26 protein-coding genes are annotated in these 26,876 nt (G+C 41.4%); 9 read left to right on the forward strand and 17 right to left on the reverse strand.

The features are described from left to right. Positions 1-58: 58 nt before the first annotated feature. The 9 genes from PO903_RS03020 to PO903_RS03060 are packed head-to-tail and all read right to left on the reverse strand — an operon-like array spanning position 59 to position 9,763. Positions 59-544, reverse strand: a complete 486-nt coding sequence (locus tag PO903_RS03020; RefSeq protein WP_273592554.1) for a hypothetical protein — start codon at positions 542-544, stop codon at positions 59-61. Between the two features lie 55 nt (positions 545-599). Beyond that, positions 600-1,652 carry a type 2 isopentenyl-diphosphate Delta-isomerase gene (gene fni, locus PO903_RS03025; protein ID WP_273592555.1) on the reverse strand — a complete coding sequence of 351 codons (1,053 nt, stop codon included), beginning with the start codon at positions 1,650-1,652 and terminating at the stop codon, positions 600-602. A 20-nt stretch (positions 1,653-1,672) separates the two neighbouring features. Further along, positions 1,673-3,151: a phytoene desaturase family protein gene (locus PO903_RS03030; protein WP_273592556.1), complete on the reverse strand. Its 1,479-nt coding sequence runs from the start codon at positions 3,149-3,151 to the stop codon at positions 1,673-1,675. Further along, entirely contained in the window at positions 3,148-4,341 is a 1,194-nt protein-coding gene (locus PO903_RS03035) for a glycosyltransferase family 2 protein (RefSeq protein ID WP_273594614.1), read from the reverse strand. Before PO903_RS03035 ends, PO903_RS03030 begins: the two co-directional genes overlap by 4 nt. Before the next feature lie 16 nt (positions 4,342-4,357). Next, entirely contained in the window at positions 4,358-5,095 is a 738-nt protein-coding gene (locus PO903_RS03040) for a lysophospholipid acyltransferase family protein (RefSeq protein ID WP_069328698.1), read from the reverse strand. After that, a complete protein-coding gene (locus PO903_RS03045) occupies positions 5,079-5,873 on the reverse strand; it encodes a carotenoid biosynthesis protein (RefSeq protein WP_273592557.1) in 795 nt (264 codons plus the stop codon). The genes PO903_RS03040 and PO903_RS03045 overlap by 17 nt, the downstream gene beginning before the upstream one ends. Position 5,874: 1 nt before the next feature. Continuing rightward, positions 5,875-6,756, reverse strand: a complete 882-nt coding sequence (locus PO903_RS03050; RefSeq protein ID WP_083243577.1) for a phytoene/squalene synthase family protein — start codon at positions 6,754-6,756, stop codon at positions 5,875-5,877. Next, positions 6,753-8,216 (reverse strand): phytoene desaturase family protein, encoded by a 1,464-nt coding sequence (locus PO903_RS03055; protein ID WP_273592558.1) that lies wholly within the window; start codon positions 8,214-8,216, stop codon positions 6,753-6,755. The genes PO903_RS03050 and PO903_RS03055 overlap by 4 nt, the downstream gene beginning before the upstream one ends. Next, positions 8,213-9,763, reverse strand: coding sequence for a phytoene desaturase family protein (locus PO903_RS03060; protein WP_069328695.1), 1,551 nt, complete (start codon positions 9,761-9,763; stop codon positions 8,213-8,215). The genes PO903_RS03055 and PO903_RS03060 overlap by 4 nt, the downstream gene beginning before the upstream one ends. A 183-nt stretch (positions 9,764-9,946) precedes the next feature. Here PO903_RS03060 and PO903_RS03065 point away from each other — a divergent pair, with 183 nt between their 5' ends. Both PO903_RS03065 and PO903_RS03070 read left to right on the forward strand, forming a co-directional pair. Further along, complete coding sequence (locus tag PO903_RS03065) at positions 9,947-11,458, forward strand: phospholipase D family protein (protein WP_273592559.1); 1,512 nt, start codon at positions 9,947-9,949, stop codon at positions 11,456-11,458. A gap of 220 nt (positions 11,459-11,678) precedes the next feature. Further along, positions 11,679-12,287: an esterase/lipase family protein gene (locus PO903_RS03070; RefSeq protein WP_137222994.1), complete on the forward strand. Its 609-nt coding sequence runs from the start codon at positions 11,679-11,681 to the stop codon at positions 12,285-12,287. 166 nt (positions 12,288-12,453) lie between these two features. Here the strand turns inward: PO903_RS03070 and cls are convergent, their stop codons facing one another. Then, on the reverse strand, positions 12,454-13,962 hold the full coding sequence (gene cls / locus PO903_RS03075) for a cardiolipin synthase (RefSeq protein ID WP_069327776.1): 1,509 nt from the start codon (positions 13,960-13,962) through the stop codon (positions 12,454-12,456). 177 nt (positions 13,963-14,139) lie between these two features. On the opposite strand from cls, the gene PO903_RS03080 reads away from it, so the two are divergent. From PO903_RS03080 to PO903_RS03095, 4 genes are read left to right on the forward strand one after another with little or no spacing between them, the layout of a single operon-like run. Further along, positions 14,140-14,736: a TetR/AcrR family transcriptional regulator gene (locus tag PO903_RS03080; RefSeq protein WP_273592560.1), complete on the forward strand. Its 597-nt coding sequence runs from the start codon at positions 14,140-14,142 to the stop codon at positions 14,734-14,736. A gap of 40 nt (positions 14,737-14,776) precedes the next feature. Then, complete coding sequence (locus PO903_RS03085) at positions 14,777-15,145, forward strand: DMT family transporter (RefSeq protein ID WP_069327774.1); 369 nt, start codon at positions 14,777-14,779, stop codon at positions 15,143-15,145. Continuing rightward, the gene (locus PO903_RS03090) at positions 15,145-15,459 is read left to right on the forward strand and encodes a DMT family transporter (protein ID WP_069327773.1); all 315 of its coding nucleotides are present in this window, start codon (positions 15,145-15,147) and stop codon (positions 15,457-15,459) included. The genes PO903_RS03085 and PO903_RS03090 overlap by 1 nt, the downstream gene beginning before the upstream one ends. 14 nt (positions 15,460-15,473) lie before the next feature. Next, entirely contained in the window at positions 15,474-16,412 is a 939-nt protein-coding gene (locus PO903_RS03095) for a 1-phosphofructokinase family hexose kinase (RefSeq protein WP_273592561.1), read from the forward strand. 8 nt (positions 16,413-16,420) lie between these two features. Here the strand turns inward: PO903_RS03095 and PO903_RS03100 are convergent, their stop codons facing one another. The 3 genes from PO903_RS03100 to mobA all read right to left on the reverse strand — a co-directional run bounded on the left by PO903_RS03100 (position 16,421) and on the right by mobA (position 18,321). Then, on the reverse strand, positions 16,421-16,621 hold the full coding sequence (locus PO903_RS03100) for a hypothetical protein (RefSeq protein ID WP_069327771.1): 201 nt from the start codon (positions 16,619-16,621) through the stop codon (positions 16,421-16,423). Positions 16,622-16,763: 142 nt separating this feature from the next. Next, positions 16,764-17,435 (reverse strand): TorD/DmsD family molecular chaperone, encoded by a 672-nt coding sequence (locus tag PO903_RS03105; protein WP_273592562.1) that lies wholly within the window; start codon positions 17,433-17,435, stop codon positions 16,764-16,766. 238 nt (positions 17,436-17,673) lie between these two features. Beyond that, positions 17,674-18,321, reverse strand: coding sequence for a molybdenum cofactor guanylyltransferase (gene mobA, locus PO903_RS03110; protein WP_273592563.1), 648 nt, complete (start codon positions 18,319-18,321; stop codon positions 17,674-17,676). Between the two features lie 103 nt (positions 18,322-18,424). Here mobA and PO903_RS03115 point away from each other — a divergent pair, with 103 nt between their 5' ends. Next, positions 18,425-19,630: an MFS transporter gene (locus PO903_RS03115; RefSeq protein ID WP_069327768.1), complete on the forward strand. Its 1,206-nt coding sequence runs from the start codon at positions 18,425-18,427 to the stop codon at positions 19,628-19,630. Between the two features lie 133 nt (positions 19,631-19,763). Here PO903_RS03115 and PO903_RS03120 read toward each other — a convergent pair whose 3' ends face one another. Further along, positions 19,764-21,455, reverse strand: a complete 1,692-nt coding sequence (locus tag PO903_RS03120; protein ID WP_069327767.1) for a glutamine--tRNA ligase/YqeY domain fusion protein — start codon at positions 21,453-21,455, stop codon at positions 19,764-19,766. A gap of 211 nt (positions 21,456-21,666) precedes the next feature. Here PO903_RS03120 and PO903_RS03125 point away from each other — a divergent pair, with 211 nt between their 5' ends. Beyond that, positions 21,667-21,927, forward strand: coding sequence for a DUF2164 domain-containing protein (locus PO903_RS03125; protein ID WP_273592564.1), 261 nt, complete (start codon positions 21,667-21,669; stop codon positions 21,925-21,927). A gap of 78 nt (positions 21,928-22,005) precedes the next feature. Further along, a complete protein-coding gene (locus tag PO903_RS03130) occupies positions 22,006-22,554 on the forward strand; it encodes a GNAT family N-acetyltransferase (protein WP_069327765.1) in 549 nt (182 codons plus the stop codon). An 80-nt stretch (positions 22,555-22,634) separates the two neighbouring features. On the opposite strand, the gene PO903_RS03135 is transcribed toward PO903_RS03130, so the two are convergent. The 3 genes from PO903_RS03135 to PO903_RS03145 are packed head-to-tail and all read right to left on the reverse strand — an operon-like array spanning position 22,635 to position 26,864. After that, positions 22,635-24,134, reverse strand: a complete 1,500-nt coding sequence (locus PO903_RS03135) for a glycosyltransferase family 2 protein (protein ID WP_273592565.1) — start codon at positions 24,132-24,134, stop codon at positions 22,635-22,637. Next, a complete protein-coding gene (locus PO903_RS03140) occupies positions 24,115-25,203 on the reverse strand; it encodes a HEAT repeat domain-containing protein (RefSeq protein ID WP_273592566.1) in 1,089 nt (362 codons plus the stop codon). Before PO903_RS03140 ends, PO903_RS03135 begins: the two co-directional genes overlap by 20 nt. Beyond that, positions 25,200-26,864: a response regulator gene (locus tag PO903_RS03145; RefSeq protein ID WP_273594615.1), complete on the reverse strand. Its 1,665-nt coding sequence runs from the start codon at positions 26,862-26,864 to the stop codon at positions 25,200-25,202. Before PO903_RS03145 ends, PO903_RS03140 begins: the two co-directional genes overlap by 4 nt. Between the last annotated feature and the right edge of the window lie 12 nt (positions 26,865-26,876).

Genomic DNA, 26,876 nt, shown 5'->3' on the forward strand with positions numbered 1-26,876 from the left:
AGAAATAAAGATAGAAATCCAAAATAGATTGGATTTCGAGATACAACGGATCTTTAATTTAAGAAGAAGGAGGATATAATTCTAGAAAGCGCTTGGTGGTCAGACTGAACCGATCCCAGTTTTTGCGATGAGGTAAAAATCCTTGTTTGGAGACTTCTTGTGAAAGAACTTCAATCTGTTCAAAGCGGGCAAAGAACGGCAAAACATAATCATCGATATACCGACAAATTTCTTCAATGACCCGCTCCCGCTCGCTGATAGTTATGACATGATAACTATCTATATTTTTGTATTTACGCGTCAAATTTACAATCGGACTGATAAAAACACAATTGGCATCAGGAGGTGCTATTGCTGTCTCTACACTTACAAATACACGCAATTCACCGTACTTGGAGCTTGTAAATGAAATATCAAATGTAAAGTCACCACTTTTTTGACGGAGACATTTTTTGCTTTTCAAATATTTAAAAAGAGGTTGATACCGTTCTGCAATCTGTTGAATCGTATGCTGGCGTGCTTGTTCGGCTTCGGATACAGCCATATGTTGACTCCTTTCTGCCCAAAGGATAAATATTTTTAGATATATATGACTATACTTATACGTTCGAACGCAAGCGTGTGGTCGATTGTAATGCAGTGATATCTCCTGCTCCAATACCCAACATTGCGGCGGATAATTCAAATTCAACTTGAGCTAATACTTGTTCCAACGCTTCTGTCGATTCTACAGCCGCTCCTAATAGCGATCTTCCAAATCCAGCAAAGTCGGCTCCTAACGCAATCGCTTTGGCGGCATCGACTCCATTTTTGAGTCCACCGCTACCGATAATAGTCATTTCAGGCAGTTCTTGACGGACATCTACGATACACTCTGCTGTCGGTGTGCCCCAGCCTGCAAAAGCTTCAGCAGCGGCGCGGCGTACAGGATCAATACTGCGGAACTTTTCGACCTGACTCCAAGATGTCCCACCTGCACCAGCCACATCTATAAACGATGCTCCTGCTTCCACTAACAAGCGAGCGGTCTCTCCATCGATTCCCCAACCCACTTCTTTGATACCGATCGGTACTTCTAACTGCTTGGCGATCTGTTCAATCTGTAACAATAAACCGGCAAAATTAACATTACCTTCAGGCTGAAAAACTTCCTGTAAACTGTTCAAATGAAGCACCAATGCACTGGCTTCAGCCAGATCAACAGCACGTCGACATTGATCAATCCCAAATCCATAATTCAACTGCACAGCACCTAGATTCGCTATAATCGGAATATTTGGCGCTTGTTGACGCACATTGAAAGTAGCTGCTAACTCATCATGTTCTATGGCAGCTCGTACAGAGCCTAGTCCCATGGCCCAGCCCCGTTGCTCGGCTACAGTCGCTAAACGTTTGTTAATATCTCCGGTAGCTTGACTACCACCTGTCATCGAACTGATTAGTAAAGGTGTAGCAACCGGTTGATTTAGAAAAGAAGTTTGTAGTGAAATAGTGGCAAAATCCAGTTCTGGTAAGGCTTGATGGCGAAAATGATACTTTTCAAAACCGGAAGTTACGCCTTCTCCTGCTACATTTTCTTCCAGACAAAGACGAACATGAGCACTTTTACGATCAGCAATCTGTCCTTCAGGTATTATTTCTTCAGATTTCATAATGTGCCCTCGTTTCGATTCTAATGTTGACTTGCAATATGTTTAGCAACAAGTTGGCCTGATAATGTCACAATCGGTGTGCCTCCACCTGGATGTGTTGTTCCACCGACATACCATAATCCTTGTACATCACGGCTTCGATTACCCGGACGGAAAAAAGTCTGCTTTACCGAATTGGATGAAATACCATAGATCGCTCCTTGATGAGCATACGTATCGCGCTGAATATCAGCAGGCGTATAATGCTCCCAGACCGGTCCTTGTGAAATATCTTCCAATCCGTATTGTTCTAACAAGGCCGCAATCTTATGTCCATAGGCTTGACGCTGTAGTTCCCAATCCCACTCCTTTGACAAATAAGGAGCATTGGCTAAAATAAACAAATTACTACTCATTGGCGGAGCCATCTGGGCTTCAGAATAACCTGAATAGCAAATATATAATGTTGGTAAGGTTGGCGGACGCTTTTGCCCGAAGATTGATAGAAATTCAGGTTCATATTGCTCCGGAAAAAAGACCGTATGATGAAGCAGTTGATCATATTGACGGGGTACACCTGCAAGTGTCACAAAGCCAGATAATGAAGGCTCATACCGATCGATCTGCTTATCCCTAAGTGAAGGGCGTTCATGTTCATCTAATAACATCTGACTCATACTGAGCACATCACCATTAATAATCACAACAGGGGCAAAATAATCACCTAGACTACTTTCTACACCAATGGCTTTACCTGATTGTACCAAAATTCGGGAGACTTCTGTGCCTGTTCGTATCGATACCCCTAGTTCAATCGCCAGCTTTTCCAATCCCCGTATTAACTGATATGTACCTCCACGTACTCCATACACTCCAAGCTCTGCTTCCACATGACTAAGCATGGCAAATATAGCGGGTGCTTGATAAGGCGAAGCGCCAACATAAGTGGCATACCGTCCGAATAACATCAATGTATTGGGATGGCGAAAATATTTGCGCAATAACGATTGTAATGTTGTTAATGGATGTACTCGAAGTAAGCCTTTGCCCATAGAAGGCTTTATTTTATCACGCCATGACAGTAATAAGGTATTTAGAAATTGATTATTCGCTTCCAGATACATCTGCTTCGCTTCTGCTAAAAATCGAGGATATTGAAGTGCATCTTCAGGGCTATAGATTGCAATCTGTTCCGCTGTCACTTCAGCATGACGACTTAAGTCTACCACTGATCCATCTGCAAAAATATTACGTGTACGTGGTTCTAGATCATACAAATCTACATAGTCTTCTATCTGTCGTCCAGCTTGTTCAAATACACTGCGGAATACATGAGGCATTGTGATCGTGCTTGGTCCACGGTCGAACTGATAACCTGATTTTTCTATATGCTGTAATTTGCCACCGACCGTCAGTTGCTTCTCTAAAATAGTCACATCATATCCGCGTGAAGCTAGACCGATGGCGCAAGATAATCCACCGAAGCCAGCGCCAATAATCAGCGCTTTGCGATCACTCATCCATAATTCCTTCCTTTCCAATTGTAACCTGTACCATTGGCTCCTGCACGCCAAGAATCCATCATAATCCCGATCAGACAAGCCGCACTAACAGGCATGTATATTCCCATCCAGATCGGCTTACCATGATAGACATCAATGATGCTTTTGGTGATCATTCCAATCAAAATACTGAGCAATGACCAGCCAATCAGCATGGTATCTAAGGTACATAGACTATAGATCAATGTAATCACAGGCAGAATAAATAACAGTGCATAATAAATAGAAATCCCGATCGCTAGCAGAGGACTACGTCCTGCACCTACAAAAATATTCTTTTTATAACCTTCCCAGACTTGCCCCGCATTGCGGTACATACGAGCAGATGTATAATGCTGTACATTAGCCAGTGTCACCGGATCACCGATTCGCTTGACTGCACGAGCTAATTCCATGTCTTCCACAATCTGAGTGGAAATTCCTTCATGTCCTCCTGAACGAGCATAACTGTCCGGGTGAATCATTAACCATGCCCCTGTCACAGCCACAAAGAAAGGGCTACGACTACGACGAACCATCATAATCGGCAAATGATACGCAATCACAAATGACATCATGGGTACAAGAATCTTTTCTAACCATGTGCCTGTCTCCATGCGTGGAAATCCACTAATCAGACCTTTACCTTGTGAACATGCGGTAACCATTGCGGCTTCTAGCCCTTCTACTTCTAGCCTGACATCTGCATCAATAAATAACCACCAGTTCCCTTGAGCATGTTGCGCCAGTTGATGACACGCATATGATTTGCCCATCCAGCCTTCTGGTAAAGGATCACTATGAAAAAGGCGTACCCGATCATCTTGCTGGATCACTTGCTGAATTTCAGCTACTGTACGATCTTCTGAATGATCGTTCATCACTAGCACTTCAATATCAATCGAATCGGTACGACAATTCAATACAGACTCCAAGCACTGACGAATATTAATCTCTTCGTTACGGGCTGGAATCATAATCGATAATATAGGCTTAGAACGCTGATCCTTCCCACTAATATGGTCTGCTACAGCCTGATCATGCGAGTCTGCCGAAGGTTGATAATAAGTGCTTTGGCTAGATAACGATTTGCCTAATTTGGGCATACGAGATAAATTCCAGATCGTAAATAAAAGCTGAATCGCTAGCCATCCTGTAAGTACTTGCATGATCAATAGCATCATTTCACCTTTTTCTTATTTTGCGATATTGATCATATTTCTCATCTACGGTGCGCTTCCTACCAATAAGATGAACTTCATCAGGTAAATATCCTTCTTTGGATAATAGCAATTGCTGGCTATGTTGATCCAACTGTACAGTTAACCTATCTTCTAGCATCTCTGCACAATCGCTGGAACCGATCTGTTTCCAATTTTGGAAAATAGGCTCTCCAATATGTAAAGAAGCTTGCAATCGAGGTTGCTGATACAGTCCATAATGCAACGTAACAGGAATCACAGCTGTTTCCGGTGGGGCTTGTCGTAATAATAATCCGATGCCCGGACGGAACGTTAACGGACGTGTCTCCAGATGGCGAATTTCTCCTTGTGGAAACAGCCATATCCGTTTACTTTGCTCAAGTAATCCTGCGGCATAACGCATACTTTGCCGTACATCGCTAGGACTGCCTTTTTCAATCGAAAAGGCTCCTGCTTTGCGAAAAAAATCATACCGCTTCAATTGCCGTTCTTCCATCATCATATAATGATCGCCTACTGAAGTGCGATTGTATGCATGATACGCCAGCAACCCATCCCACCATGAACTATGGTTCATAATATAAATAACCGGTTGCTGAGCTGGTAAAGCATCTAGCGAACCGGTTATCGTTAAAGAATGAAAATTACGGCGAATAAGATACCATTCATTATACTTTCGAAATACCATTTGAAACGATGCTGATTTACCTGCGGGTATCATAACGATAATTCCCCTCTGCTAAAATAATACCGATCAAGGCAACCATCATCGATCCACCGATATCGGCTTGCCATGCTAACAATCCGAAGAATAATAACATCGCTTGATATAAAAAAGTCGCCTGACGCAAAATCCCTAACGTCAAAATCAAACGCGGCAACACCATAGACAATAATCCACCTACAATAAACCATGCTACAAAATTACTCCACGGCACTCCGTAAAATCCGCCCGTTTCTGCCCAATGCCAGAATCCGCGTGCATGAGCAACTGGGTCAAGCACAAGATCCAAAATGATCACCCATATGCCTACTTTGCATGCACGGATTAGCAGATACATACCTTGATTCGATGTGGATGGACGATCTACCGAAGAACGATGAGAAGAACTGCTTAACAACACGCCTCCTGCGACTACACCAATCCATGCAAATCCTAATGTCCAGGGTACACCATAAATCAAAGCGCCTAGAACAGAGGTATACTCGTATTCTCCAAACGGCCAACCACTATGTACACCAACCCATTCTAAACCCATACCACCTAGCCAGATGATCACGCCAGATACGATAAGGCGTGACCATAGAGGCTTCAGAGAGCCACTGACTGACTGGTCGGACATTTCTTTGAAAAGATCTGCCCTATGGATTAGATAGAGCGCATATAATGCATAAAACACGAGAAAAAGTCCATTTGAAAAATCCAATACTTTCGGTACACCTATTGTTAATAACAAGATAGTTCCGATACTATACCAGATCCAAAATAACCAACCCATATTAAGAAACCACCGATCGCTTAAGCATATCTGTAGTAAACCCGTGTCTCATCGCAATTCCGATCAACATATCACGTTTTTGTTCATCTGTAACATACGCGCGCTTGGTGAATACATCGTATTCATTTTCTACAATAACATCCATAATTCCAGCGTAGAAAGTCGCTGCTAATTCAACCGTAAATGCACTGGTCTGAGGATAAGCTGCTAAATCGCCAAGCCCTGTGGCAAACCATTGCTCTGCCAAAAAGCGCAATTCATCCATCAATGCACGAAAACGATCATCGATCACGCCTGCTTCTAACTCTTCTTCTGTATAGTGATGACGTTGCAACAATTCAAGCGGAATATAACGTCTGCCTCGTCTACCATCTTCTCCGATATCACGCATAATATTTACAATTTGCATTCCTTTACCCAGTGCGATACCTGAATGACGAATCTCATCACTATGCTCACCTTTAAGCACAGGCAATAACATTTCGCCTACGGTTCCGGCTACAAGATAACAATAATGCTCTAATTCACGCATCGTTGAATAACGAGTAAACGCAAGGTCATACGTTTGACCGTCCATTTGACGACGGAATGGGGCTTTGGATAATCCCGGAAACTCACTGAATAACCAACGCAAAGAAGGCCAAATAAAGTGTCCTTCTGCAGTCTCTAGCTTATTAAATAAAGCTTGGAGTTCATGAATACTGTATAACGATTGTTCAGGTTCATCTACACTATCATCAATCATTCTACAAAAAGCGTAAATCACATGAACCGCTTCTTTTTGCGGACTTGGGAGCCAGCTAAAGGCATAATAAAACGATGACGAGCCATGACGAATCATTTCTTCACAATTTTGCAAATCAGCCTTTCGGATTGATTTCAAATTCCCAACTCCTTTAACATTTGATGTGCAGCCATCCTTGCTCCTTGCATAACAATAGGTACGCCGCCGCCCGGATGAACCGAAGCGCCTGCTGCATACAATCCTCGAATATGGGGAAAAGGCTTAGGCTGTGGACGATATACACCGGACTGCCCAATCACTGGAGCAATACCGAAGCTTCCACCTCCATATAATCCGCTACGCAAAGCATCTACAGGTGTACGTACTTTAGTCCATTTGATCGAAGAACGAAGATCTGTAAATCCACGACGTTCTGCCGCATTCAGTACATGTTCGACAAGACGCGGTGTATCTTTCTCCCAATCTATACCTACTTCATCGGTCACTGGAATCAAAAAGTATAATACACTATGCCCTTCAGCCGCTGCATCGGGATCAACTGCTACGGGATTAAATACATAAAAAGCAGGGTCTTCTGGCAACTGACGATTACTGAATGCTTGTCTAAGACTATCATTTAGACTAGGTGGTAAAAAGAATTGATGGGTTAACATATCATCCCATCGACGATTGGTTCCCGCATAGATCAGCACACAACCTGATGAAGGTTGATACGGTTTACGACGTGGCTTGGTGATTCCTTTGTCCATTAAAGCTGAAATGTTAGGGAAGTCTCCATTATACAATACGGCATCGAAATGGTGTTTTTCTCCATCCACCTGAACCCCTAGACAAACACCATGCTGAATTTCTAGCTTTTCAACAGTGCGATTAAGCTGAATCTTGATCCCGCGTTCTGCTAATTCTTGTGCTAAAATCTCGGGCAATCTTCCATATCCACCTTTGATCATCCATATACCAAAAGCATGTTCAGCATAAGGGAGCATTGTATAAAGTCCCGGTGCTTTTTCTGGAATCCCGCCGATATACAGACTTTGTAACGAATAAGCTTCACGCAACTGATCATTTGTGAAATACAGTCCCGCAGCACTACTCAGATTACGATACGCTCGAAGATTAAGCATTAATGCTAGATTATCTGGAGTGAAAAAATGTTTCCACTTGGGAAAATCACGCTCTAAAAATGAAGCTTGTCCTCTAGCAAATAATGGACGCATTTCACGCATAAAGCGGCTAAAGTTAGCACCTTGCCCCGGGAAAACACGTTCTACTTCTTCTGCCTGCACTTCAGGCTTGCGATGTTTGGTGAGTACTTTGCCATCTGGATAATGAACACGATACAGTGGATCACATTCAATCAATGGAATTTTGTTACGTGCCACACCAGCTTCTTCCATAATACCATGAAGCATTTCAGGTAGCAGTACAATTGTGGGTCCTTGATCGATCCGTTCTTCCCCTTCGTACTCAAACGCGATGCGTCCACCAACACGATTGCTTTTCTCAAATATAGTTACTTGTACACCTTGCTTGCTCAGTAGTAAAGCCGTTGTTAAGCCACCTATACCGCTACCTACGATTGCTACATGCCGTTTCATGAATGAGTAACCTCGGTCATCACTTGATCGGCATGAGTCTCATCGGTAATCACGATTCCATCCTGCTTAAAGATCATACTGGTACTGATACGTGCAGATTCAAAAATAGTCGGCAATCCACTACCCGGATGCGTTCCTCCACCTACTAGCCATACACCATCTAATTCTTCAAAACGATTATGCGGACGGAATGTCATCATCTGATCCAAGTGATGCGTTAGATTAAACGTTGCTCCTTGGTATACATCTAATTGTTGTTCCCAATCCAGTGGTGTGAAAAAGCTCATTTCTTCAATCCGTTCACGCAAGTCAGCTAATTGAGGAATCATCTCTGCTCGAGATAACATCTGTTCTTTCACTTGTTCACGCTTCGCTTCCCAGTCCGTTTCACCTGTTAAGTTCGGTGTTGGCATCAAAATGTATAGTGCTGTTTTGCCAGCAGGAGCCAGTGTTGGGTCTAAAACGGATGGATTATGCACATAGATCGATGGATCTTCTGATAATGTTTTTTTCTTCATAATCTCATCTACATTGCGATGATAATCTTCAGAGAAATGCACCGAATGATGGGGTAGATCAATAGCTCCATCGACACCTAGATATAACATCGCCGCAGAACAAGAATATTTTTTGGCAGCTAGCTTGTCTGGTGAATATTTGCGCAATACACCGGGTGCAAATAATTGATTCATCGCTGTAGAGAAATCAGCATTAATTACAATATGATCTGCATATACAGTCTCCCCGTTGTCCAGTACAACCCCCTTGGCTGTACGTCCTTCGGTAATGACTTGTTTCACGCCTACACCTGTATGTACGTGACCTCCATGTTCAGAGATTACTTTAGCCATACTTTCGAATATAGCGTTGATTCCGCCTTTAGGATGAAAAAGTCCATAACGGTGTTCCAGATACGACAAAATCGTAAAGGTTCCCGGACAATCCCAAGCAGACATTCCTAAATATTTAGCTTGAAAAGCAAATGACATCTTCAATCGCTCATCTTTGAAATATTTAGACAATCGTCCATATACCGTATCGTTTAGATGAAGCTTAGGTAATGCGCGGAATACATCACTACGCATATAATCGGTCAAATTGGAAAAAGGTCTACGCAACAAAGGCATGACTTTTTCCAGCTTCACATCTTCTTCTTCCAGATAACGATAATACCCCGCTTCATCACCGGGGAAAAGCGTTGCGATCTGCGCAGCCGTATCTTCTCGATCTCGTGAAGGTTGGAATACTTTATCACCGAAATGTAAGCTGTACATCGGTGTTAATTCTTGCATGTCTACATAATCATATAGTGAACGCTTGGATACCCGGAATAATTCTTCGATCAAATGAGGCATCATTAAAAAAGTAGCTCCGCGATCAAAACGATACTCCCCAAGCTTCAATTGTGAAGAACGTCCACCGACAACAGACTGTTTCTCGTACATGTTCACTTCATATCCCTGACTAGCAAGTAACATTCCTGCTGCGAGTCCTCCTGGGCCTGCTCCAATGACGATTGCTTTTCGAGTTGAATGATTGGCTTTCATTACAGTCCCCTTTGTTAAAATGGATTTCATAAATACATTAAGTTGTATAAATTCTTTTACTATAATTAATATATAAACTTCCGAACCCCTGTTTGCAACTCAGTCTGCGTCAAAATTAATGTTTTGTTGTTAATGAATAGGTGGAAGTGTATGAATTACGCTTTCGGAAGGGGACAAAAAGAGATGAATTCTTTTTCAAATAATCAATCACCGATTCATGCTTCGCAGCGTAAATCACCCCGTAGATTTCAACGTTCCCATTGGGTTCGTTATGTCCTCGGCCTACTGATCGTCTGGCTTATCGCCGTTATGATCTATCAGACGAACAAACCTTTACCGCCTGGCGTATCTTATGAAAGCCCACTTTACACAGTGGATCATGTTAATTTTTACTATGATCTCACGTATCCCGCACCAGGTACAGGGGACCGATTTACACAAAAACGACAAATTTATGACAGAATACTTAAAATGATCGATTCGGCTCAACAATATGTGATTATTGATATATTTTTATTTAACGATTATGTACATAAAGGGCAAAAATATCCTAAATTGAGTGAAGGATTAGCAGATAAGTTAATCGAACGCAAAAAACAGGTGCCTAACCTCAAAGTGGTATTTATTACAGATGAGGTGAATACGAATTACAATTCAGGTCCTAATGGATTACTGGAAAAGCTTAAAAAGAATGGCATTGATGTGGTACTGACAGATGTCGACTCACTTCGTGATTCTACACCGGTGTACTCTGCGATCTGGCGTACCTTTTTCCAATGGTTCGGGCAAGAAGGCAAAGGATGGGTGCCGAATATGATGGCGACTGATGGGCCTGATGTCACATTCCGTTCGTATCTGAAACTGATTAATGTGAAAGCCAATCATCGCAAAGTCGTAGCGACCGAAAATAGTGCACTGGTTTCTACAGGTAATGTGCATGATGCGAGTGCTTATCATTCCAATATCGCTTTTGAAGTGCAAGGACCTATTATCGGTGATATTCTAAAATCAGAACAAGCGGTGATCGATCTCTCGGGTAGTTCGGTGCAATTGCCTACCTATAAAGCCCCTGCGGGCACAGCAACCAAACCGAAAGGCGAAGTTCAACTGCATTATATTACCGAAGGTAAAGTATTTGATCGGTTGCTTGAAGCGATTGCAGACACCAAGCAAGGAGATACTTTATGGATGGGTATGTTCTACTTAGCTGATAAAGATGTTACGAGTGGGCTAATGGAAGCGTCCAAACGTGGAGTTAAAATTCAATTGATTCTCGATCCGAATCAGAATGCTTTTGGACAAGATAAGATCGGTATTCCGAATCGTCCTGTAGCTGCTGAACTCAAAAATGCTTCCAGTGGCAAAATTGATGTTCGCTGGTACAACACTACCGATGAGCAGTATCACACCAAAATGATGTATATCGACAAAGCATCTGGTAATGATCTGATTATTGGAGGTTCTTCTAACTTTACGCCACGTAACCTGAAAGATTATAATCTGGAAAATGATCTTTGGATCTCTGCTCCAGGGGATAACGATCTGATGACCGGTGTAAATAAATACTTTACGATGTTGTGGAACAATAAAGGCGAAGAATATACGTTACCTTTAAGTGCTTATCAAGAAGATACGACATGGCTAAAAGATATCGCGTATCGTCTACAGCTAATTCTTGGATTTACGACATTCTAATAGATACTTTATTCATTCTTACATTGCTAAATATATCGGTATAACCTCAAAGAACGATCTTTTCTTTTGCGAACTATGCAGAAGGAATAGATCGTTCTTTTTTGCGATACCTAAAGTTAATAATTCCAAAAAGGGTTTACAAGTGAGTGTATTCGTTATATAATAATTCATATTTTGGTAAATTTATGTATTATAGAACACAACAAAAGGGAGATTGATTATGAAGAAAGTAAGTGTATCTTTGCGTTTGGTGCTATCTGTATTGCTATTATCTGTTTTTAGTTTGGGTGTTTTCACACCAAATCAAGCCACTGCGGCTACAACACGTACACCAGTTATTTTTGTCCATGGACTTGGAGGAACAGCAAGCAACTTTACCTACATAGAAAGCTACCTAAGTCGTCAAGGTTGGGCTTCCAACGAACGATACGCCATTGAACTTCCTAGCAAAAGCGGTAACCAATTGCTGAATGCCGCTACAATCAGCCGTAAAGTTGATGAAGTATTAGCGCAAACAGGCAGTCAAAAAGTAAATATTGTTGCTCACAGTATGGGTGGAGCCAACAGTCTGTATTATATTTTGAACAACGGTGGTCTTTCTAAAGTCGATAAATTAGTAACGATCGGTGGCGCTAACCGCTTAACGACTAGCAGAGCACCAGAAGGTATCAAAGTGACTTCGATCTACACGATCAATGACCAAATTGTCGCTAACCAATTGTCGATGTTAGATGGAGCCAACAATATCCGTGTCTTCGGTATGGCACATATCGGACTACTATACAGCCCTTCTGTAAGTGCTTTAATCACAACAGCACTTGAAGAATAATCCTATGTACCAAAAAGCTGACCTTGATAGCTAAGGTCAGCTTTTTTTGTGCTCTATCATTTTATGATCTATAGATAAATAGTGTATCTTTATTCATTTTAAAATAGCATTGTGATAGTTGATCATCATGCTGATACAACAGAAAATCTCTCTATAGGCTACCTTTTTACAACATCGGTGAAATAAGACGGGCGGCTGATTCGACAAGACGTTGCATCACTTTACGGCGAGCAAATCGATCTTGAATAATCAAACTGGCTGAATTCAGATCACGTTCAAAATCTCGTACCATCTGATGCACACTTTCTGTCTCTACCAACAAAGCATTCACTTCGAAATTCAAATGAAAACTACGCATATCCATATTCGCTGTACCGATTGTCGCAATCTCCCCATCTACAATCAACAACTTGGAATGTAAAAATCCTTTTTCATATTCATAGATACGTACTCCTGCTTCAAGCAATGTCACAAAATAAGAATGAGAAGCATAAAAAGGAAGTCGCTTATCCGGCTTACCTGGAAAAAGAATACGTACATCCAACCCCGATAATGCTGCCATCCGGAGTGCGGTCAGAATACTTTCATCTGGTATAAAATACGGAGTCGCTAACCAGACTGATCGCTTGGCTGACGTAATCATCGAAAAGAATACATGCTTAAGCACACGTAGATCATTATCCGGTCCACTTGCTATAATCTGCACGGCTCCACTTTGAGAAGCGATTAATTGTGGAGAAAAATAGACTTGATCCAGACAGGTCTCCCCTGTCACATGGAGCCAATCTTGCAGAAAGATAATCTGTAATGTACGTACCCCTTCGCCTTTGATCTGCATATGGGTATCACGCCAGAAACCATAGGTTTGACTGCGACTCAAGTATTCATCTCCTACATTTAGCCCACCTATAAATCCGATATTGCCATCGATCACCACAATCTTACGGTGATTCCGATAGTTCACCTGACTGGATAATAACAAGATGCGTGCTTCGCCAAATACACCCACTTGCACACCCGCTTCTCTCATTTCTTGCAGAAACAAACGAGGTAATTGCATACTTCCTACTGCATCGACCATGAAGCGAACTTCAATACCTTGTTGCGCTTTTTCAATTAAAATCTGCTGAATCCGTGTACCAATATCATCTGCACGGTAAATATAATATTCCATATGAATATGATGTTCGGCTGTTTCTAACGCTTCTAACAAAGCGGTAAAAGTCTGTCCACCATTGGTTAAGATCGTTGTCTCTGTCGCTTGTGACACAGGAGTTACCGCTAAGTTCTGCGACAGACGAAGTAACAATTGATGATCTTCGCGAAAAGAAGATAAATCCAGTGCAGTCAGCATCCCTGCATTTTCGATCATCTGGTACACTTGCCGATCTCGCTTCGCTTTCTTTTCATACTTATGACGCTTGAATACATTTTGTCCGAACCAGAAGTAAAAAAATACACCGACAACTGGCAATAAAGCTAATAACAGAATCCATGCCATCGTTACCGCAGGCTGGCGATTATCTATAAAAATAATAAATCCAATCGAAATCACACTCAGTGTTGAAAAAATACTGATAATCGTTCCAGTTGTGGGACCAAGTAGATCGAATCCTACATAATAGAGACCAAATAGTAAAACAATAATAAATACCCCTAGAACACCTTTACGCAATATCATCAACTCCTGTCTTCCTCTTCAGAGTATGTACGTAACTGAACGAGAAGATGTCGCATAACTTTGTTATACATATATCCTTCTTTACAAGGAATGACACTTTATTCACCTTTCTTGACAAACAAGATCAAAAAGACAATAATATTACCTAACGACCGTTAGGAAGGTGCTTATATGACTACAAAGCCTCAGCTATTAACGATAGCTCTTTCTCATTTTGCGCAAAATGGATATGAAGGCACTTCATTAGCAGATATCGCGAATGAAGCAGGTATCAAAAAACCTTCGATCTATGCTCATTTTAAAAGCAAAGAAGATTTGTTTCTGCATGTACTTCGTCAGACTTTAGCTGAATTCAAGCGACGAATTATTCGCTATATGATTCGTCATATTCATATACCGTTAGAACAACGTCTTTATCAGTTAATTGCTTTTTTACAACAGCAATATTCTGATGACCCTATCATCAAATTCGTGATGCGGATGTGTTTTTTTCCACATTCGGCTTCAGAAAAAGAAATTGTACCTCTAGTATATGGTTTGATTGATGATTTGGAAGCCAGACTTTTACGATTATTCGATGTGCATGTCGATCAGCATGATCTGCTATTAGTAGTCACTACTACAGAAGCGGCCAAAGGATATATGACTGTAGTCGATGGCGTGATGATCGATATGTTATACAGCGAACCTTCTCGCTCTGTACAACGGTTAAATGTGATCTTCCCGATTTATTGGCGAGGCATCACCCCTTCAGGAACTACAATTTGATAGAAACGTTTAACGAACGATAAAGGAGATTAGATGTGTTATGAATCGCAATTGGTTGTACGTATTAATCGGAGGATGTATTGAAGTGGTCTGGGTATCTGGACTCAAACACGCTGCAACTCCAATCGAATGGTTATTCACAGCTATAGGTATTGCTATTAGCTTTTATCTTATTATCAAAGCATCTACTCGCTTACCAGTGGGTACAGTATATGCAGTATTTACAGGCATCGGTACAGCTGGAACCGTCGCTGCGGAGATGATTATTTTTGGCGAACCGTTCCACTGGCTCAAAGTGATCTTGATATTAGTATTGATGATCGGTGTAGCAGGATTAAAATTAGTAACAGACAGTGGCGTCAAAGCAGAAGCTCAATCTGCGGCTAAAGTGAAAGCAGGTGAAGCATAATGTCTTGGTTAGCTCTTGTTGTTGCTGGTGGATTTGAAGTAGTCGGTGTGATTATGATGAATCGTATCGTCCGTCACAAATCGTTACTCAATTATCTTTTGATGATTATTACATTTGCAGGTAGTTTCTCTTGTCTTACTGTGGCGATGAACGGTATTCCAATGGGAACGGCTTATGCGATCTGGACAGGGATCGGTACCGTCGGTGGTACATTGGTCGGTATGTTTATGTACGGTGAAGCCAAAAGTGGACTACGTATTTTGTTTATTGCTATGATTATCGCCTCGGCAATCGGACTTAAATTAATCGCTTAAGAGGTGAACAACTATTGATTACAACGGTTACGTTAAATACAGCGCTCGATATTATTTATTCTGTTCCTACGCTTCATATTGATCAGGTACACCGCTTACCGGGAATCACTGTTCCGGGGGGCAAAGGGATTAATGCTGCACGTGTTGTTCATATGCTAGGCGAATCGGTAACAGCTACCGGCTTGATCGCAGGATATAATGGACAGAAAATGCAGTCCCTTTTACAACAAGAAGGTGTAGCTTGTGAATTTACCGAAGTGCAAGGAGAAACAAGACTGGCGATTACTGTACTGGATCAACAGCAACGCACCCAGACTGAATTTATCGAACAAGGATCTTCATATGTAACACCTGAATCGTTAATCCTTTTGGAAAAGCAGGTAGAACAGTTAGCAAGTGTATCTGCATGGGTATTATTTTCCGGTAGCATTCCTGAAGGATGCCCTGCTGATCTGTATGCGACCTTAATCCAGATTGCTAAAGCTAAAGGTGCTCAGACCGCTCTAGATGCTAGTGGAGAAGCGTTACGTTATGGATTACAAGCTTCACCTGATCTAGTGAAGCCTAATGAAGATGAAGCTTGTGCATGGGCAGGCATAGCTCCAAGTGATCACTATTCAGAGGAAACGCTAGATGGTGTACTGACAGCAATGTTAGATCATGGTGTAAACACAGCTACGATCTCTTTGGGTAAACGTGGAGCGATAGCGGCTCAAGGCTCTATGCGGTACAGAGTACATGTGCCAGAGCTTGATATTATCAGTGCGCTTGGAAGCGGAGATGCGATGGCAGCAGGTATGGTAACCGCAGCTTATCGTGGTGGTCATCTTGCAGAAATGCTTCGTTATGGAGCGGCTTGCGGTAGTGCTTGTGCTCTGCAACCGATCGCTGGCAAAGTAGACCTTCAAGATGTACAACAACTATATCAGCAGATAAAAGTAACCCCTGAGTAAAGAAGTACTCAGGGGTTTTTGGTATGCGAACCGAATCGAACATCCATATAGATTTGACCTGTATCTCCATCGCTCACTACAAAATTGATTTCTTGTGGCACTAATTCTTTTAAAGCATATTGGCGTGCCCAATCTAACGATGGAAATTCCGCTCTTCTGTCTACAGCCTTTACGACAATACATTGTTTGAGGCAATAATATTTATTCAAGGCAGTAAACCTCCCTTATCACTCATTAGACTGTATTTTCTAATTTGACACAGCGAATTGGAAATAAATTACTTATATTTTCAAAATCAAAGCAAAAATTCCCTATTTCAGATCATGTGATCTATAAAATAGGGAATTTGAGTTAGGTTAAGCGATTCACGATCTGTTGTAATTCTTGTACATCATGTTGAAGATAAGTCGGTAACATCTGTGCCCATTCACGGTACAACGGACTGCAAGTGGTTTTGCCAAGTTCAGCGCAGAATGAAGGTACCCATGGAATCAAATAATGTTCTAAAAATTCGATCTGCATTTGAGCGATCATTTTGCGGCTAGAGGAATGCATATCAGTCTCTGCCGAACGTTCTGCCAATAACGCCATAAATTCCAATTCAATTCCGATATGATCATCTGTTTCATGATCCATTTTTTTGAAAGCAATACCTGCCCGTGCATAGACAGCATTCACAACAGCTTCATACGCCGTACGTCCTTGCTCATTCGTTAAATAATAAGAAGCTTGTGGTGGATAGCTAACATGTTGATCTTGCTCGAACAATTGACTGTATTCTGCACATTCCTGACGAGCATATTGCATAATATCATTCAACATCGTATTTTCTAACGTATGAAGCAGTGCATAGTCATTGGTAAATAGACGATTGATTTTGGACGCTTCTTTTTTCCATTCGATCAACTTGGACAATGTAGGTTTGCGTTCTAACATTTCGCTGAGTAAACGGTAAGTCATTACACGACTGTATAACCATTCTTGGCGAGCTTGATGGGTTTCCGGTTCTGTATACATAGTCATCTTAAATCACTCCTTGTGATAATATTCACATATTTAAATGATTGAATTCCGACATTGAAGGTTTGAAGCAATATATAGGTTAAATCGTTAGTCAACAGCGGTAGTAAGTACTGAAGAAGAGACTTGTTTTTATACTTTTATTGTACTCTATTTTGTAGCGATTAGGGGCGAATTAAGCATACGTTCATAAAATAGTCATGTTTGTCACGCTTTCAAAAGGACTTATGCCACAGACTGGCTATACCAAAGAAGGATATTGCTCCAAAAGATGCAAAACATGCTCATAGGACTGGGGATCATTCATATTATATAAGCTATACTCCGATATACTTTGAAAAGAAGATAGTTCCTTTATATTTGGATCGTACAATGACTCGATTTCTACATACTTTACCTGTTGCTGATCTAACCAATCTCTTACACGCAATTGGTTGTGTACTAAAGCGGTCTGAAGCGATGGCAGTACACTATAATGATAGACCGCATACAGTGGATGAATACGTCCATGTTGCATAGGAATCACAGCTTGTATCCCTTCTATCCTAGTCTGCTCTATTAGATATTGCATCAGTACTGTACTGGCAAAAGGTAGATCACAGGCACTGACTGCATACCATTCACTAGAAATCTGTGATAAAGCTGTATGCAGACCTGATAAAGGCCCTTGTCCGGGAAAAATATCGGGCACTTCGGAGAGCTTTAGAAATGAATAATCAGCATTGTAATTGCCTGCAATCCATAGCGAAGATACAGTTGGTTTTAATGCTTTGGCTACACGTTCGATAATGGTATGATCATCTATAGGCAATAATGCTTTATTTTGACGCATACGGCTTGATTGACCACCTGCTAAAATAATACCTGTATATTTTAAAGAGTATGGCATAATAGATTATCCTTTCTACTCCAGAAATAAACAAAATTGGTTTGTATCCCTTTTCAACACATGCTACAGTGAATGAAATGTCTGATGAAAGGATTGGCTGGCTTTGCATCCGAATATAAACAACACTACTTTTAGACCACTACGATGGTTTACGTTTTTCATATATGGCACACTGGTTATTTTTACGAGCTTTTTTCAATTATACCTGCAAGATATCGGAATGAGCCAGAGTGAGATCGGTGCTTTGATGGCAATCGGTCCGTTGATTTCATTAATTGCTAATCCATTTTGGGGATTTTATAGTGATCGTCTACAAAATGTACGATTTGTTCTGCTGATTATGATGCTAGGCACGTTGCTCATGGTTCAGCTTGTTTTTCATGTGCAGAATTATACGATTATTTATATTGTTATGGCAGTCTTTTTCTTTTTCCAGACCCCTATGTTATCGCAAAGCAATACGTTGATTTTGAGTTATATTGATGGTACACCCAAAAAGTTCGGCGGGTTTCGTTTGTATGGTTCACTGGGTTGGGCATTAACAGCTGTTGTGGCAGGTCCTGTCATCGATCGATTAGGGGTTTCTCAAATCGGTACGGTGTTTACGGTGTTGCTTCTTATTGCAATCGGTATCATTTTGTTATTGCCTCCACAAACCAAGTTACCGGGTGGATCACCGACAATGAATCGGTATGCGATGAAGAAGTTGCTAGGCAATCTGTATTTTGTAGGTTTTATTGTATTTGGTATTTTGGTAGCGATTCCGAATGCGATGAACAGTACCTTTGTCTCGCTCTATATCGTTGAACTTGGGGGAACCAAGTCGATGGTCGGTTGGGCTGTATTTGCTTCTTCTATTTTTGAAGCGGCTTTATTTTTGCTATTTGATCGTTATCTCAAGCGTAATATTTCATTTATGATCGGTTGGTTAGCGATTGTCAGTCTGTTGTTTACATTACGCTGGTTTTTGATGGCAGAAGCGACTAGCCCGTGGGAAATTATTGCGATTCAATTGCTACATGCAGTAACATTCGGTGGCTATTTCTATGTCGGTACACAGCTCACCATGATGTTTGTTCCCAAAGCATTCCGCAGTTCCGGTCAAGCGATTTATACGATGACATGGAGCGGTGTATCCGGTGTGATTGCTGGCTTTCTCGGTGGATGGTTATTCCAGAACTTCGGTTCGGAGCAGATGTATCTAGCCGGTGTTGCTCTTTCGTTTGTTGGAGCGATCGGTTTTGCATCGATGTGGCTGAATGTGAAGCGAACGCAGTACCGAATGGAAGAAGAGGATGAACAGTATTAATGTATCTCACCCTATCTACTCATCTGTAATTTCATCATAGATAACATCAAAAACCGCCCTTTCACTTGTTGAGAAAGGGCGGTTTTTGTGATGTGATTTGTTCCTACTTTAACTGTGAAAGAATTCTATGATCTTATGCTTTTGGCAATTTGAACGAACTCTTCATCGAGACAACAAGGTTAAAGACCGGATCGCCTGGCATCGTGTATTTCGGATCAGCACTGAAATAACCATGACGGAAAAATTGGTAACGATCATACCCTTTGGAATCTTTCAAACCAGGTTCTACAAATCCGTGAACCACTTCAAGTGATTTTGGATTTAAGTAATCCAAAAACGTTTTTTCAGCAGTCTCTTCATTTTCATCAGTTAATTCTTCGTCTGCTTCTTCCGCTGTAATCAACGGCTCATATAGACGGAATTCAGCAGGAACGGCTTGGCTCGCTTCGACCCAATGAATAGTACCTTTGACTTTACGTCCGGTAAATCCACTACCGCTTTTCGTTTCCACATCATACGTACAATGAATCTCTGTTACATTACCTTCTTCATCTTTGATCACATCGTTACATTTGATAAAGTAAGCATGCTTCAAGCGAACTTCATTGCCCGGGAATAAGCGGAAATATTTATTCGGCGGATTCTCCATAAAGTCATCTTGCTCGATATAAATTTCACGTGAAAATGGAATTTGGCGAATACCCATTTCTTCATTTTCAGTGTTATTTTCAGCATCTAGCATTTCAATCTGTCCTTCAGGGTAGTTGGTAATGACCACTTTAAGTGGACGCAAAATACCCATCGTACGAGGAACACGCAATTTCAAGTCTTCACGTACAAAGTGATCTAGTGTTTGTAGATCGACAACGCCCTGACTTTTGGAAATACCGGTCTCATAGACAAATGCACGAATACCTTCTGGCGTATATCCACGACGACGTAATCCTGAGATCGTCGGCATACGTGGATCATCCCAACCATCGACAATCTTCTCGTCCACCAGTTGCTTCAGCTTACGTTTACTGGTTAGCGTCTGCGCTAGATTCAAGCGACCAAATTCATATTGATGAGGTTCCGCTTCAACTTCACACTCACGAATCACCCAATCATAAAATGGACGTTGATCTTCAAATTCAATCGAACAAAGAGAATGAGTCACATGTTCAATCGCATCTTCTAATGGATGTGCAAAAGTATACATTGGATAAATGCACCATTTGTCACCTGTATTGTGATGCTCTAGATGAGCAATACGGTAGATGACGGGATCACGCAAGTTGATATTTGGTGAAGACATATCAATCTTCGCACGTAGTACACGTTCACCATTACCGAATTCGCCTGCACGCATACGGCGGAATAAATCTAGGTTTTCTTCAATCGTACGTTCACGATAAGGGCTGTTCTTACCCGGCTCGGTTAGTGTTCCGCGCATTTCACGAATTTGATCAGCCGATTGATCATCGACATAAGCAAGTCCTTTTTGTATTAACAATTCTGCTTTTTCATACATCGTATCAAAATAATCCGAAGCAAAATATTTACCTGTCCATTCATAGCCTAGCCATTTCACATCTTCTTCAATCGATTTTACGTATTCTACATCTTCTTTTGCAGGATTCGTATCATCAAAGCGCAAGTTCGTACTACCACCGAATTCTTTCGCAAGTTCAAAGTTAATCCAGATTGCTTTGGCATGACCAATATGGAGATAACCGTTCGGCTCCGGTGGAAAACGGGTAACGACCTTTTTGACTTTACCGGACTGTAGGTCTTCCGCAATTACAGTTTTTATAAAATTAGGCGGGGTATTTGTATGCTCCACGTCAATCAACCTTTCATCGTTCAGTTTGTTTTACAGGAATAATCCAATACTTCCATTATAACTGTTCTGGCAAGTTAGACAAGGATATGCACATGAAGACAGAGACCATTGTCCTGTTCTAGTGACTGCATTTTTGATGCTAAATGGCTTTGACGCTAGAGGATGAATACGGTAGCATGTAGTATAAACGTGTACAAAGGAGCAATGACGCATGAAAGCATTGAGTCTACCGAAAGAACAGCGTGAGCAGATGATCGCTCAAATCCAGCATTTTTTTGAAGTAGAACGTGGTGAAAGTATAGGCGATTTGGCTGCTGATTCTGTGCTCGATTTCTTTTTACAATCGGCAGGGCCTCTGATCTATAATCAAGCCTTAGCGGATTGTCGCACAACCTTAAATGAACGCATGGCTGGGCTTGAAGAAGATATCTATGCTTTGGAACAGCACCCACCTCTTCGTCCATGTCGTTAAATCATCCATCCTGCTAATCTGCATATCTCATCCGATCCATTTTATTTTATATTCGATTAAGAAAGAGGGTACCTATTGATGTTTACATATAAATTGGATGAAGAAATCGAATTAAGACCGCTTGAACCCAGTCATGCTCGCCCAATTTATCAACTAATCGATCAATCTCGATCTTCTTTACGCCAATGGCTAGCTTGGGTCGACGCAACCAATTCTGTGGCTGCTAGCGAAGAATATGTACGGTCTTCGATGACCCAAGCGATGGAAAATGGTGCATTCAATGCTGGCATCTGGTATAAAGGTCAATTGGCTGGCATTATCGGTTTTCATGAGATCAATTGGAATCACCGTTCTGTAGGTATCGGCTACTGGCTTGGTTCGAATTATGAAGGCAAAGGATTAGTCACTTCTGCACTTCGTGTATTAATCGACTATGCATTGATCGAGCTGAATCTGCACCGAATCGAGATTCGCTGTGCGACAGGTAATCATCGCAGTCGTGCTGTTCCTCAGCGTCTAGGATTTATTTTGGAAGGCATTATTCGTGAGGCTGAATTGTTGCCGATCGGTTATGTAGATCATGCAGTATATGGCATGTTACAACAAGAATGGAAACTGAAGCGATAAGCTTCTTGATTATAAAAAAAGCTACTCAACCATCATTGTCTGCTGGTGAAGTAGCTTTTTTATGTGTTTAGCTTGATGGTTTATTTTTTCGGTTGTATCAATGGACTTTCCGGTCGTATCTTTATCGTATCTGAGCTACCACCGATCACATTCACCCGTGTCATCTCACCCCACTGGGCTTTTTTACCACGAATTGCTTGTACTAGTCCAATCACTCTCCAGACGGTTAACATCGGACGATACCAGAATGATTCCGATAACGCATGTAGAACTAGACGGAATACGTCAGACATTCGATTGTAATGATGGAATCGCCACTCTTCGAATAACACAGCTCCAGTTGATAATAATGAGCCATACAGAATCATCATGAGTGTAAGCGAAGCGCTGATCTCCCAGCCTGCGCCTGCTTTGAGCACAAGACCCAGTACAATCATAATTAAGCCGATTAATTCCACAACCGGCCCTAATAGCTCTACAAACATAAATAGAGGCATAGCGGCGAACCCTATCCGTCCATAACGGGGATTGAACAGCATATCTTTGTTACGCCAAAGACTTTCAAATAATCCACGTTGCCAGCGAATCCGTTGACGACGTAAAATTTTGCGACTTTCTGGGGCTTCTGTCCAACATACCGGTTCAGGAATATAGATGATTCGACCTTTGCTTTTTTTCTTCCGTAGCAGACGGTGTAGACGCACAATGAGCTCCATATCTTCGCCAATCGTTTCTGTCTCATATCCGCCTACTTCAATCACCCAGCTTTTTTTGAATACTCCAAATGCACCAGATACAAGAATCAACATATTGAAGCTACTTAGACCAATCCGTCCCATTAAGAATCCACGTAAGTACTCAATCACTTGCATGATCACATATGGATTACGAGATAACATTACATTATCGCTACTAAGATAACCTGTATCGACAATACTACCGTTGGCAATACCTACACTACCACCTGTCGCTACAATTTCTTCATCAGGCTTCGCTTCCATAATTGGCTTCATTACTTTGATAAAAGCATCTGTATCCAGTACGGTATCGCCATCTAGGGACGCAAAATAAGGATAACGTGATACATTAATCCCTGCATTTAGCGCATCAGCTTTCCCGCCATTTTCTTTATCGACTAGTACTAGATTGGGATGCTGTAGCGAACGATAAATATGACGGATAGGTGCTGTAGACTTGCCTAATGCTGAAAAAGGAACCCGATTGGAGATCGGCGACATATCGAATTCATCGATCATCCGTTGCGCGGTATCGTCTTTGGAACCATCGTTAATGACGATGACTTCAAATTGCTTATAATTAATACTAAGCAGTGAACGGGCACTGGATACGATATTGCCACCTTCATTGTAAGCAGGAACAAGAATGGATAAAGGAGCTAATTCATTTTCGAGTGCTTTACTATATTGAAGTCCACTCACATCTTTATCTTTGCGCAAATCTTTAGCCGCAGCAAAATACATTAATAAATAAGCTCCGGTTGAAAAAGCGACGTAAAGTATCGTGATCACAGCCACAATATGGTACACAACCATTCCTAACTCAGCCCACATTCCGCTCATAATTTCTCCTTTCCAATATCTCTTGTGCCATTTCTCTGGCAAATCGATCAGGATGATCTGTTGCAATTTGTTCTAGGATGGCTGCGCCTTGACGATACCGTAGCAATGCTTGTGCCGATTGTAGACGCACTTCATAAGCATCATCGCTCACCATTTGTTCCAAATAAGGTAAAAAGCGTTCATCACGCGTACTGTTGATCACTTTGACTCTCATCAATCGTTCTTGCCATGATACCGATTGCTGTTCCGCTAATTCTTGCTCCATCCGATCGGCGGCTTCAGGGCTCATATATCCAAAATTCGCTAATGCTTTCATCGCACGAATCCGCATTTCTTTATCATTGACATAGATCAGTTGCTCTAACAATTGCAGTACGTCTTGCGTGCGGATATTGTTGATCCGCAGACTATCTATAATGGTATAACGCAACTTAGGGCTGTATTTATCAAATTGTAAAAGCAATCGATCCAGCAATTCTCCTCGAATTAACAACACTAGCTGCAATAATTGAATTTCGGAATATTGTATAGCTGCTGGTTCCAATTCATCCATAATCTCAGACGCTTGAAAAGTAGCTAGAATACGTAAAATCAAAAACCGTTCGTCTCCTGTACAATTTTTGCGCTTCAAAGCTACTAATAGATCTGATTTGAGACGGGTCATTTGAAATTGTTCGATATACAGTAAGGCATTGATGCGATGACTCCAGCGTGAACTACGTAACTCAGCAGCATACATATCAGCAAAATAATATTCGCTTAATTCCATAATGCGTTCTTGCTCACTTTTGGCACGACTCAGAGATAAGCGATGAATCAACATTTCTTCGATCGCTTTTTGTTCTATTTTGCTTTTAGCCAGCATTTTGCGAGAGCGCTCTCCGGTTGAAATGTATTGGTTCAACGGTGAGTCTGCTTTGGCAAGTTGTTCGGTTACTTTAGCGATCGCTTGTAGACGACGATTCCGTTGATATTTGCGAAACATCAGATACAATAACAACACCACAATTAATGTAATCACTCCGACCGTTGCCCACCAGATAATGATTAATATCTCTTCTATACTCATAAAGCTGTCCCTACTTTGCTAAGTAAACGTCGTACTCGTGCTTCCAATTCCATCATACTAAATGGCTTGGTCATATAATCATCGGCTCCTGCACGAATCGCTTCTGTGATGCCTTGTTCATCATCGACTCCGGTTAACATCAACACGGTATAATTAGAGTTCGCTTCATTACGCAAGCGTGATAGTACTTCCATTCCGTTAATACGTGGCATCATCCGATCTAAAATCAACAGGTATTGAGCAGATTCATCATGCCACGGATCACTTAGAAATTCTTTGCCATCGGTATAGACACGAATATCCAGTAAGTACTCTTGCTCCAGATCCAACATTTGCCGTTCCAAAATATTACGGATTAACGGATCATCATCAATAATCGCTAACCGCAACGGTTCATCAGCAGATGGAGTAGGCGAAGACTGTTTTCTTACAGCTTTCTCATCTTCTGAGATTCCAGATACAATCGGATGGGCTTCCACTTCAGCCGACTCCATGTTCAACAATTGCTGATTCACTTGATCGAACACTTGAGAGCGATCGGTATTGAAAGACACTGGAACTACTCCAAAGCGAATTCGCATCATATCCGATGGAATCAAAGCATTCAGTTCTTTTGACTGTAAAATACCTTCTATCAAAGAAGTACTTTGTTCGGCTGTCATTCCCGGTTGAAGCAGATAAAATCGCCCAGCACGCTCATGTGCCCAAATATCTTCTAATCGCAATGCAGCTTTGAACACATCAGATACTTGATGCAACAACTGATCGCCTTTCGCAAAGTTGTACATTTCGTTATAGTGACGCAATCCTTGTAGATCAATACCGACGAAAGAGATATCGATTGCTTTCATTCTCGATTGTGCTTGATATCGCTCTAATTCACGTTCTAGAAAAGGCATACTATATGCACCTGTGACACTATCTAATAACAACAACTCGGTCAGTTTGCGGCGTTTGCTTGTTAATTTGCGAATATGCAGTAAAAACTCATCAAGATCGAATGGTTTGGCCATAAAATCTTCGGCTCCCATCGAATAGCTCTGCATACGTGTTTCTTTGTTACTGGAAGCGCTGACGATCATCACAGGAATAAAATGACGCTCACATAAATCTTGAATCTGCGCTAATAATTCAAATCCGTTCATGCCCGGTAAAATCAAATCCAATACCACACAATCAGGACGCATATCATAAAACCAGCTCAATCCTTTTTCCGGTTGTGTTGTCGCTAAGACCATGAAATTTTGACGAGTTAATTCATCTTTTAATAATGTTAACAGCCCGATATCATCATCAATAACTAATACTTTGCCTACTCTAGGCGCATTCATACTGGGAGGAATTGAATGTGTTGCTGGATGGGTCTGCTGTGACTCTGTAACTACTGGATGAAGATCAGATTGTTCGATTAATTCCTGTAATGTTCCCAAAATAGGCACTAACTGATCATGATCAAATATACGTTGACCGTTTTCTTTAAATGTCATTAATAAACGCAAAGACTCCGAATACCATTCAGGCAAATCGATTGTTCCTGCTGTTCCTTTGATCGAATGAGCCATCCGATATAATTCTTGTTCTGAAATCTGTGCATCTGGCGCTAGCATGTTCTGTAGTTTCTCCTGTAATTGAAGTTTAAAAAGGATCTGGTACTTTAACATGCGATTCACAAA

This window comes from Paenibacillus sp. PK4536 (assembly GCF_028594455.2).
Classification (GTDB): Bacteria; Bacillota; Bacilli; order Paenibacillales; family Paenibacillaceae; genus Saccharibacillus; species Saccharibacillus nuruki.

Excerpts from the sequence above, each read along its gene's own strand:
- PO903_RS03060 (WP_069328695.1), bottom strand. The coding sequence starts at position 9,763 with ATGAAAGCCAATCATTCAACTCGAAAAGCAATCGTCATTGGAGCAGGC.
- PO903_RS03070 (WP_137222994.1), top strand. The coding sequence starts at position 11,679 with ATGAAGAAAGTAAGTGTATCTTTGCGTTTGGTGCTATCTGTATTGCTA.
- mobA (WP_273592563.1), bottom strand. The coding sequence starts at position 18,321 with ATGCCATACTCTTTAAAATATACAGGTATTATTTTAGCAGGTGGTCAA.
- PO903_RS03105 (WP_273592562.1), bottom strand. The coding sequence starts at position 17,435 with ATGACTATGTATACAGAACCGGAAACCCATCAAGCTCGCCAAGAATGG.
- PO903_RS03080 (WP_273592560.1), top strand. The coding sequence starts at position 14,140 with ATGACTACAAAGCCTCAGCTATTAACGATAGCTCTTTCTCATTTTGCG.
- PO903_RS03030 (WP_273592556.1), bottom strand. The coding sequence starts at position 3,151 with ATGAGTGATCGCAAAGCGCTGATTATTGGCGCTGGCTTCGGTGGATTA.
- PO903_RS03040 (WP_069328698.1), bottom strand. The coding sequence starts at position 5,095 with ATGATACCCGCAGGTAAATCAGCATCGTTTCAAATGGTATTTCGAAAG.
- PO903_RS03140 (WP_273592566.1), bottom strand. The coding sequence starts at position 25,203 with ATGAGTATAGAAGAGATATTAATCATTATCTGGTGGGCAACGGTCGGA.
- PO903_RS03045 (WP_273592557.1), bottom strand. The coding sequence starts at position 5,873 with ATGGGTTGGTTATTTTGGATCTGGTATAGTATCGGAACTATCTTGTTA.
- PO903_RS03125 (WP_273592564.1), top strand. The coding sequence starts at position 21,667 with ATGAAAGCATTGAGTCTACCGAAAGAACAGCGTGAGCAGATGATCGCT.
- PO903_RS03130 (WP_069327765.1), top strand. The coding sequence starts at position 22,006 with ATGTTTACATATAAATTGGATGAAGAAATCGAATTAAGACCGCTTGAA.
- fni (WP_273592555.1), bottom strand. The coding sequence starts at position 1,652 with ATGAAATCTGAAGAAATAATACCTGAAGGACAGATTGCTGATCGTAAA.
- PO903_RS03085 (WP_069327774.1), top strand. The coding sequence starts at position 14,777 with ATGAATCGCAATTGGTTGTACGTATTAATCGGAGGATGTATTGAAGTG.
- PO903_RS03020 (WP_273592554.1), bottom strand. The coding sequence starts at position 544 with ATGGCTGTATCCGAAGCCGAACAAGCACGCCAGCATACGATTCAACAG.
- PO903_RS03090 (WP_069327773.1), top strand. The coding sequence starts at position 15,145 with ATGTCTTGGTTAGCTCTTGTTGTTGCTGGTGGATTTGAAGTAGTCGGT.
- PO903_RS03135 (WP_273592565.1), bottom strand. The coding sequence starts at position 24,134 with ATGAGCGGAATGTGGGCTGAGTTAGGAATGGTTGTGTACCATATTGTG.
- PO903_RS03145 (WP_273594615.1), bottom strand. The coding sequence starts at position 26,864 with ATGTTAAAGTACCAGATCCTTTTTAAACTTCAATTACAGGAGAAACTA.
- PO903_RS03065 (WP_273592559.1), top strand. The coding sequence starts at position 9,947 with ATGAATTCTTTTTCAAATAATCAATCACCGATTCATGCTTCGCAGCGT.
- PO903_RS03035 (WP_273594614.1), bottom strand. The coding sequence starts at position 4,341 with ATGCAAGTACTTACAGGATGGCTAGCGATTCAGCTTTTATTTACGATC.
- PO903_RS03055 (WP_273592558.1), bottom strand. The coding sequence starts at position 8,216 with ATGAAACGGCATGTAGCAATCGTAGGTAGCGGTATAGGTGGCTTAACA.